This is a genomic window from Microbacterium sp. ACRRU, from assembly GCF_022346945.1.
Taxonomy (GTDB): domain Bacteria; phylum Actinomycetota; class Actinomycetes; order Actinomycetales; family Microbacteriaceae; genus Microbacterium; species Microbacterium mcarthurae.
Window position 1 is genome coordinate 70,076 of record NZ_JAKRNI010000011.1, and the last position, 8,965, is coordinate 79,040.

Sequence of the window (8,965 nt, forward strand, 5' to 3'; positions counted from 1 at the left end):
GTCCTCCCTTCGGGTCACCGACGCAGAGAAAGAAGATTTCATGGATGAGATCACGCGAGACGTCGTCGTCATCGGTGCGGGGGCCGCGGGCCTGACCGCCGCGAACGACCTGCGCAAAGCCGGCCTCTCGGTCGTGGTGCTCGAGGCGCGCGACCGCGTCGGCGGACGCCTGTGGACCGACGTCGTCGACGGCGCCATGCTCGAACTCGGCGGCCAGTGGGTCTCGCCGGATCAGCAGGCCCTCATCGACACCGTCGCCGACCTGGGCCTGTCGACCTACAGTCGCTACCGCGAGGGCGACAGCGTCTACGTCGGTCCCGACGGCGTCGCCAAGCGCTTCACCGGTGAGATGTTCCCGGTGGCCCCCGAAACCGAGAAGGTCATCGACGAGATCACCGCGCGCCTGGATGCCATGGTCGCCGAGATCGACCCGGACAAGCCGTGGGAGCACCCCCGCGCCGCCGAGTGGGACAAGATCTCGTGGGACGCGTGGCTGCGCGAGCAGACCGACGACGACGAGGCGGTCCGCAATCTCGCGTTCGCCACCGGCTCGGCGATGCTCACGAAGCCGACGCACACGTTCTCGCTCCTGCAGTCGCTGCTCATGGCGGCATCCGCGGGCTCGTACTCGCACCTCGTCGACGCCGACTTCATCCTCGACAAGCGCGTCGTCGGCGGTCTGCAGCAGGTGCCCGAGCTCCTCGCCGAACGGCTGGGCGACGACGTCCTGCTGAACCAGCCCGTTCGGCGCATCATCTGGGGCCCGGATTCCGTGGCGCCCGAGCGCGGCGGGGAGGCGGTGACCGGGCGCCGGGTCGACGAGCTCCGCGCGCTGACGGCCCGCGTCGAGGCCGCGAAGTCCTCGTCGGCGGGCGTGACGGTGATCGCCGACGGCGTCACGGTCCGGGCACGGTACGCGATTCTCGCGCTCGCCCCCGTGCTGTACTCGCGGATCTCCTTCGACCCGCCGCTGCCGCGGCTGCAGCATCAGATGCATCAGCACATCTCGATGGGCTTCGTCATCAAGGTGCACGCGGTGTACGACCGGCCGTTCTGGCGGGAGCAGGGCCTGTCCGGCACCGCCTTCAGCCCCTACGAGCTCTCGCACGAGGCGTACGACAACACCAACCACGGCGACGAGCGCGGAACGCTCGTCGGGTTCGTGTCCGATCAGAACGCCGACGACCTCTTCCGCCTCACCGCGGAGGAGCGCAAGGAGCGCATCCTCGAGTCCCTCTCGCACTACTACGGGCCCGAGGCGAAGAACCCGATCGTCTATTACGAGAGCGACTGGGGAACCGAGGAGTGGACGCGCGGCGCCTACGCCGCCAGCTTCGACCTCGGCGGGCTCGAGCGCTACGGTGCCGACCTGCGCGAGCCAGTCGGCCCGATCCATCTCGCGTGCAGCGACATGGCGGGTGCCGGCTACCAGCACGTCGACGGCGCGATCCGCCAGGGTCACCGCGCCGCCGACGAGATCCTGGAACGGGCACGGCGATGACCGCCGCGGTGGTCGTGGGCTACACCGCGACCGACACCGGTGCCGATGCCCTGGCGCTCGGCATCCGTCTGGCCCGGGCGATCGGTGCTCCACTGGAGGTGGCCCTCGTCCTGCCCGACGACGCCCGGAGCGTCATCACGCCCCCGGACGCGGCGTACGCGCGGCTCGTGGCCGAGCAGGCCGACCGGTGGCTGAAGGACGCGGCGGAGGTGATCCGGGATGCCGTGCCCCACCGCGAGCACGTCCGTCACGCCGACTCGTTCGCCGAGGGCCTGGTGGCTTTCGCCGACGAGATCGGCGCCGGCTACATCGTCGTCGGCGCGGCCAACGGCGGGCTCCGCGGGCGGCACCGCCTCGGGACGGTCGCATCGGAGCTGCTGCACTCCTCCGACGTCCCCGTGGTCCTCGCCCCCGAGGGGTCGCGTCGCGTCGACCCGGCGATCGGCGTGAGCCGCATCACCGCCGCCATCGGCAGCCGTCCCGGGGCCGACGTGCTGCGCGAGGAGAGCGTCGCGCTCGCCGCGGCGGCATCCGTTCCCCTCCGCCTGTTGTCGCTGGTCACCGTGGACCTCCCGCCGGGGCTCGAGACCGGCGCCATCCGCGTCGCCGGCGCGCGTCACGCCGAAGAGGTGCTGGCGCAGGCCCGCGTGGAACTCCCCACCGACGTCGCGGCCGAAGTGGTCGTCGCCGACGGAGACAGCATCGAGGAAGCCGTGCGCGACCTGCCGTGGGACCCCGCCGAGCTCGTGATGGTCGGCAGCAGCCGTCTCGCGCAGCCGCGTCGGCTGTTCCTCGGTTCGACCGCGGCGAAGATGCTGCACGAACTGCCCGTTCCCCTCGTCGTCGTGCCACGCAGCCGTGCCGACGTCTCGTCACCGGAAGGATCGCGGCCATGACCGCACCCGCACCCGCCACCGGCAGCGACGCCGGCGGCCTGTCGAAGAAGGGGTTGAGCGCCGGCACGATCGGACTGCTCGGCGCCGTCGTCATCGGCATCTCCTGCATCGCCCCCGCCTACACCTTCACCGCCGCGATCGGCCCGACCGTCGGCGCTGTCGGCCTCCAGGTGCCCGCGATCATCCTGGTGGGGTTTATCCCCATGCTGCTGGTGGCCTTCGGCTACCGCGAGCTGAACAACCGGATGCCGGACTCCGGCACGTCGTTCACCTGGGCGGCGCGCGCGTTCGGCCCGTGGATCGGGTGGATGGCCGGGTGGGGGCTGATCGCGGCGACCGTCATCGTGCTGTCGAACCTCGCCGGCATCGCCGTCGACTTCCTCTTCCTGCTCATCTCGCAGCTCACCGGGCAGCCCGGCGTCGCCGACCTGGCATCCAATCTCCCGATCAACATCGCCGTGTGCCTGCTGTTCGTGCTCGGGGCGACGGTGGTGTCGTACCGCGACATGCAGACGACGCAGAAGCTCCAGTACGTGCTGGTGGGCTTCCAGGTCGTCGTGCTCGTCATCTTCGCGGTCGTCGCGATCGCGCACGTCGTGGGCGGGGATGCCTACGACCCGACGCCGTTCGACTGGTCGTGGTTCAACCCGTTCGCGGTGTCGTCGTTCAGCGCGTTCGCCGCGGGCGTGTCGCTGTCGATCTTCATCTTCTGGGGGTGGGACGTCACCCTCACGATGAACGAGGAGACCAAGGACCCGGAGAAGACGCCGGGGCGCGCCGCGACCATCACGGTGCTCACGATCGTCTCGCTGTACCTGCTGCTGGCGGTGTCGATGATCATGTTCGCCGGCATCGGCGACGGCGAGTTCGGCCTGGGCAACCCCGACATCCAGGACAACGCGTTCTTCGCGCTGGCCGGCCCCATCCTCGGGCCCTTCGCGGCATTCGTCTCGCTCGCGGTGCTGACCAGCTCGGCATCCTCACTGCAATCCACCTTCGTCGGGCCCGCGCGCACCCTGCTGGCGATGGGGCACTACGGCGCCCTGCCGCCGAAGTTCGCCGCCGTCAGCCCGCGGTTCTTCACCCCCGGGTTCGCGACGATCGTCTCGGCCGCGGTGGCGGCGGGCTTCTACGCCGTGATGCGGGTCGTGAGCGTCAACGTGCTGTCGGACACGATCCTCACGCTCGGCATCATGATCTGCTTCTACTACGGCCTGACCGCCTTCGCGTGCGTGTGGTACTTCCGCAAGCAGTGGTTCGACTCCGCGCGGAACGTGTTCTTCACGTTCCTGTTCCCGCTCGTGGGGGGTGTCATCCTCGCGGTGATCTTCGTCACCACGCTCATCGACAGCATGAACCCCGAGTACGGCAGCGGGTCGGAGATCGGCGGCGTGGGCCTGGTGTTCATCCTCGGCGTGACCATCATCGTGCTCGGGGCGGTCATCATGGTGGTGCAGTACTTCCGCCGGCCGGCGTTCTTCCGCGGCGAGACACTCGCCACGGACGCGCCGCCCAGCGCCCGCCACCTGCGCCGCGCGAACCAGTGACCATCGACCACGACACCACACGGGAGCACACATGAGTGACTACGCCGTCATCAACCCCGCCACCGGGGAGACCCTCGCCGAGTACGACACCCTGTCCGACGCCGGGGTCGAGGCGGCGCTCGCCGCCGCCCACGACGGGTACCGCGTGTGGTCGCGGACCGCTCCGGCCCAGCGCGCCGAGGCTCTGCGCCGCGTGGCGCAGCTGCACCGCGACCGTCGCGACGACCTCGCCGCGATCATCGTGCGCGAGATGGGCAAGCCCCTCGAGGCCGCGCTCGGCGAGGTCGACTTCGCCGCCGACATCACCGAGTACTACGCCGACAACATCGACAGGATCACCGGCGACGTGCCGATCGACATCCTGGGGGAGGGCACCGCCGTCATCCGTCGCTCGGCGCTCGGGCCGCTGCTGGGGATCATGCCCTGGAACTTCCCCTACTACCAGGTCGCCCGCTTCGCCGCGCCGAACCTCGCGGTCGGGAACACGATCCTGCTGAAGCACGCGCCGCAGTGCCCCGAGTCCGCCGAGGCGCTGCAGCTGATCTACCGCGACGCCGGCCTCCCCGAGGGCGCCTACGTCAACATCCGCGTCACCAACGACCAGGCGGCCACCATCATCGCCGACCCCCGTGTGCAGGGCGTCTCGGTGACCGGCTCCGAGCGGGCCGGTGCCGCTGTCGCCGAGGTCGCCGGCCGCAACCTCAAGAAGGTCGCCCTCGAACTCGGTGGTTCCGACCCGTTCATCCTGCTCTCGACCGACGACCTCGACGCGGCGGTGCAGGCCGCCGTGGACGCGCGCCTGGACAACAACGGCCAGTCCTGCAACGGGGCCAAGCGGTTCCTCGTCGTCGACGACCTGTACGACGCCTTCCTGGCGAAGTTCAGCGCGGCCCTGGGCGAAGCGAAGGTGGGCGATCCGTTCGCCGAAGACACCGTGCTCGGGCCGCTCTCCTCGCTCGCGGCCGCGGAACGCCTGGACGAGCAGGTGCAGCGCGCCGTCGAGCAGGGCGCCGTGCTCGAAGTCGGTGGCACACGCGACGGTGCGTTCTACCCGGGCACCGTGCTGACCGGAGTGACGAGCGACATGGACGCGTACCGCGAGGAGTTCTTCGGTCCCGTCGCCGCGGTCTACCGCGTCTCCGGCGAAGACGAGGCCGTGGCGATCGCCAACGACACCGGGTTCGGTCTGGGGTCGTACGTGTTCACGACGGATGCCGCGCAAGCCGAGCGCATCGCCGAGCGTCTCGAGGCCGGCATGGTCTACGTCAACCTCGTCCTCGCGGACTCGCCCGAGCTGCCCTTCGGCGGCGTCAAGCGCAGCGGCACCTCCCGTGAGCTGGGGCTGCTCGCCGCGGACGAGTTCGTGAACAAGAAGCTCATCCGCACGGCCTGAGTCGTGCTCGTCCCCCGGCGCGGTTCGCCACGCCGGGGGACATGGCATAGACTGGGACGTGCAGTCGAAATCTGCATTCTTTCGCCGTGCCCCGCGCACAGGCGGCATCCCTCCCCGAGAGATTCCTGGCGAAGACGTGTCGGTTTCGCATCCCGGACCCCCGCGGGTCTTAGGGCGGTAGCTCAATTGGCAGAGCAGCGGTCTCCAAAACCGCAGGTTGCAGGTTCGATTCCTGTCCGCCCTGCGCACAGCGCACGCTGGCAACGAGAAGCGACCTAGGTGGTTCGATGACGCAGGACGAGACGAAGGGCGAGATCGTCGCAGACCGCGGCGCGCCCCGTGAGAAGAAGCTCAACTTCTTCGCGCGGATCGCTCTTTTCATCCGTCAGGTCTTCGCGGAACTGCGCAAGGTCGTTACGCCCACCCGGCAAGAGCTGGTCAAGTTCACCGCCGTCGTCCTCGGGTTCGTCGTCGTCATGATGGCGATCGTCTACGGCCTCGACGTGCTGTTCGTGTGGCTCACCAGCGCCGTGTTCGGTATCCCGGGCGCCGCGGGCGCCTGACCGGCGCTTCGGCGGACGCGCGGCCCCACGAGCGGCCGCTCCAGAACGGAAGAGATCATCAGTGTCTGAAAGATATGTCGACGACGCCGATTGGGCGCCCATGGCCGAGCAGTCCAGCGAGGACGACGAGGCCCAGGAGGGCAACATCCTCGCCTCGCAGGAGCACGCCTCCGACGCGGCCGAGCACAGTGCCATCCACATCGTCGACGACGAGAACGACGACGTCGCCGATGACCTTGGCGACATCGACATCACCGACCCGGAGGCGGACGCCATCGTGAACGACGCGCTCGAGATCGACGAGGCCGGCGAGGCCGAGGCCGCCGCTGAGGTGCTCAACGACTCCCTCGCCGAGGAAGCCGCGGAAGAGGCGGCCGAAGCCGCCGATGAGGTCACCCCCTACGACGGCCCCGACATCAACGGCGAGCCCGACGCGCCCGTGCTCGACGAGGACTTCGTCGACGAGGTCGCGGGCGCCGCGAGCGTCGTCGACGAGGTCGAGGCATCCGTCTCTCCGGCCGACGCCGCCGATGCTCCGGTTGACGAGGACGCCGCCGACGCCGAGGACCTCGACCCGTACGAGGCGTTCCGTGCCGAGCTGCGGTCGCTGCCGGGCAAGTGGTACGTCATCCACTCGTACGCCGGTTTCGAGCGCAAGGTGAAGGCCAACATCGAGCAGCGCAAGTCGACGCTCGAGGTCGAGGACGACATCTACCAGGTCGAGGTCCCGATGGAGGACGTCGTCGAGATCAAGAACGGCCAGCGCAAGATGGTCACGCGCGTGCGTATCCCGGGCTACGTGCTCGTGCGCATGGACCTCAACGAAGACACCTGGTCGGTCGTCCGTCACACCCCCGGTGTGACCGGCTTCGTGGGCAACGCCCACAACCCCACGCCGCTGCGCTTCGATGAGGCGTTCAACATGCTCAAGAGCCTCGTCGAGGTGAAGGAGTCGGCTCCCGCCAAGTCCGGTGCCGCCAAGGGCGCTCCGGTTGCTCAGCGTGTTATCCCCGCCGAGGTCGACTTCGAAGCCGGCGAGACCATCACGATCAAGGAGGGCTCGTTCGCGGGCCTGCCCGGCACGATCAGCGAGATCAAGCCCGAGAGCGGCAAGCTCACGGTGCTCGTGTCGCTCTTCGAGCGCGAGACCCCGGTCGAGCTGTCGTTCGACCAGGTCACCAAGATGATCTGACGCCCCGCGTCTTCGCGAACGCCCCGCCCGGCTCCGGCCGCGCGGGGCGTTCGCCGTTCCCCCCGCGCTGCCGCGGTTTGCGGCGCGGGTCGGGCGGGCATTCGCGGCGGTTTGCGGCGCGGGTCGGGCGGGCATTCGCGCATAAACGCTCCGAGCGTGCATAAACACGCTGCCCCCGTGTTTATGCGCGACGATCGCGTTTATGAGCGCCCCGCCGCGCCCCGCCGTGCCGTGCCGGTGCCGTGCCGCGCGCCCCGTCGCGCGCCGGGCGCGGGGCTGTCCGGTGGAATCGGCGGGCATCCGCGCATAAACGCTCCGGGCGCGCATAAACACGCTGCCCCCGCGTTTATGCGCGCCGATCGCGTTTATGCGCGCCTCGTCCGCGCCCCGTCGTGCCGTGCCGGTGCCGTGCCGCGCGCCCCGCAGCGCCGCGCCCCGCCGCGCCGCGCCCCGCCGGGCCGTGCCGTGCCGGGCCGGTGCCGTGCCGCGCGCCCCGCAGCGCCGCGCCCCGCCGCGCCCCGCCGGGCCGTGCCGTGCCGGGCCGTGCCGTGCCGGGCCGCGCGCCGGGCGCGGGGCTGTCCGGTGGATTCGGCGGGCATCCGGGCATAAACGCTCCGAGCGCGCATAAACACGCTGCCACCGCGTTTATGCGCGCCGATCGCGTTTATGCGCCGCAGCGTGTGCCCGCGTCGATCGCGTTGATGCGTGTCAGGTTGAGCGGGCGTTCCTCCCCACGGAGGCCAGGGCGGCGACCTCGGGGCGCCGCACCGGCCGCAGCCCCACGGCCATGAGCGCACGGCGCAGCGCGTCCACCCCGAGTGCCCCGGCGTAGTCCCACCGAGCGATGCGCCACCCCTGCCGCCGAAGCGCGTCCTCGCGTCGTTTCTCAGCCCGGACTGAGAAAGCGGCCGCGGCGGCGTCATCGGCGCTGTACTTGAGCCAGCCGTCGGACTCCCCGAGGATCTTCTCGTCCGGCCAGCAGAAGTCCGATCGGAAGATGCGCCCATCGACACGGTGTTCCACCTGCAGGGCCGGGTCAGGGAAACCGCACCACTCGATGACGGCGCGGCTGATCGACTCTCCCGGTGACTCGGCGAGCGGCGTTGCGTGTGCCAGCGTCCACTGCAGACGTCGCAGACCGAAGCTGTTCCGCTGCGCCGCAGCCCGATCGAGCAGTCGCTCGCGGTCGAGGTCGAAACTGCGCAACGCGGCATCCGCCACCGCCAGACCCAGCGCGGGCGGTAACGCGCGGGCGAGGTCGACGACCACGTCTTCGACGGCGGTGATCCGGATGCCGGCGACCTCGCATGCCGATCGCGCGTCGGCGCTCGTGTGCACGGTGACGTCGCCGTATCGGACCGAGCGCGAGCGGCGCGCGTCGAAGATGTGGATCATGCGGGGGTGCCCGAACGTGGGCAGCCCGAGGAGGGATGCGGCGGACTCGTGGGAGAACACGGCATCCGGTCGCGCCAGAGCGAACGCGTGGACGCGGACGAGGTAGCGGTCCCAGGGAGTCAGTCCTTCCCACGCGGAGCGCATCGTGTAGATGCCGGCGCGAACTCGCAACAGCGAGTCGTCACGCCACGGTGGGGGCCCCGACCGGGGAGCATCCGAGGTGAGAAGCAGGGGAGTCGGTGACGCGCGCAGCGAGCGGGGAACGGCATCCATCCGGCGAGACTGCCAGGTTGGCCGACGGCGGATGCCGGGGCTGTGGAGAACCATCGTCCGCCCGCACGCATAAACGCGATTCACGCGCAGAAACACGTGGCCAGCGCGTTTCCGCGCGCCGATCGCGTTTATGCGTGGCCGCGGGGGTGTGGCGGCGGGGAGGGGGCGGCGTCGCGCGGAAACGCGGTGGCCACGTGTTTCTGCG

At 70.2% G+C, this 8,965-nt stretch carries 6 protein-coding genes, 1 tRNA gene and 1 pseudogene; 7 read left to right on the forward strand and 1 reads right to left on the reverse strand.

What is annotated here, in order from left to right; all coding sequences use genetic code 11:
• Positions 1 to 25: 25 nt before the first annotated feature.
• The 7 genes and pseudogenes from MHY30_RS07790 to nusG all read left to right on the forward strand — a co-directional run.
• A pseudogene (locus MHY30_RS07790) lies at positions 26 to 1,501 on the forward strand (flavin monoamine oxidase family protein); the annotation flags it as partial.
• On the forward strand, positions 1,498 to 2,397 hold the full coding sequence (locus MHY30_RS07795; RefSeq protein WP_239276305.1) for a universal stress protein: 900 nt from the start codon (positions 1,498 to 1,500) through the stop codon (positions 2,395 to 2,397). The pseudogene MHY30_RS07790 and the gene MHY30_RS07795, both read left to right, overlap by 4 nt.
• Positions 2,394 to 3,944 (forward strand): APC family permease, encoded by a 1,551-nt coding sequence (locus tag MHY30_RS07800; RefSeq protein ID WP_239276306.1) that lies wholly within the window; start codon positions 2,394 to 2,396, stop codon positions 3,942 to 3,944. The genes MHY30_RS07795 and MHY30_RS07800 overlap by 4 nt, the downstream gene beginning before the upstream one ends.
• A gap of 31 nt (positions 3,945 to 3,975) precedes the next feature.
• Positions 3,976 to 5,337 (forward strand): NAD-dependent succinate-semialdehyde dehydrogenase, encoded by a 1,362-nt coding sequence (locus MHY30_RS07805; RefSeq protein WP_239276307.1) that lies wholly within the window; start codon positions 3,976 to 3,978, stop codon positions 5,335 to 5,337.
• A gap of 171 nt (positions 5,338 to 5,508) precedes the next feature.
• Positions 5,509 to 5,581 (forward strand) — tRNA-Trp (locus MHY30_RS07810).
• A gap of 43 nt (positions 5,582 to 5,624) precedes the next feature.
• Entirely contained in the window at positions 5,625 to 5,900 is a 276-nt protein-coding gene (secE, locus tag MHY30_RS07815; RefSeq protein ID WP_239276308.1) for a preprotein translocase subunit SecE, read from the forward strand.
• A gap of 61 nt (positions 5,901 to 5,961) precedes the next feature.
• On the forward strand, positions 5,962 to 7,092 hold the full coding sequence (gene nusG / locus MHY30_RS07820) for a transcription termination/antitermination protein NusG (RefSeq protein WP_239276309.1): 1,131 nt from the start codon (positions 5,962 to 5,964) through the stop codon (positions 7,090 to 7,092).
• 708 nt (positions 7,093 to 7,800) lie between these two features.
• Here the strand turns inward: nusG and MHY30_RS07825 are convergent.
• The gene (locus MHY30_RS07825; protein ID WP_239276310.1) at positions 7,801 to 8,760 is read right to left on the reverse strand and encodes a hypothetical protein; all 960 of its coding nucleotides are present in this window, start codon (positions 8,758 to 8,760) and stop codon (positions 7,801 to 7,803) included.
• Between the last annotated feature and the right edge of the window lie 205 nt (positions 8,761 to 8,965).

Bases quoted from the DNA above. Each gene is read 5' to 3' on its own strand.
- MHY30_RS07795 (WP_239276305.1), top strand. From the start codon at position 1,498: ATGACCGCCGCGGTGGTCGTGGGCTACACCGCGACCGACACCGGTGCC.
- MHY30_RS07800 (WP_239276306.1), top strand. From the start codon at position 2,394: ATGACCGCACCCGCACCCGCCACCGGCAGCGACGCCGGCGGCCTGTCG.
- MHY30_RS07805 (WP_239276307.1), top strand. From the start codon at position 3,976: ATGAGTGACTACGCCGTCATCAACCCCGCCACCGGGGAGACCCTCGCC.
- secE (WP_239276308.1), top strand. From the start codon at position 5,625: ATGACGCAGGACGAGACGAAGGGCGAGATCGTCGCAGACCGCGGCGCG.
- MHY30_RS07825 (WP_239276310.1), bottom strand. From the start codon at position 8,760: ATGGATGCCGTTCCCCGCTCGCTGCGCGCGTCACCGACTCCCCTGCTT.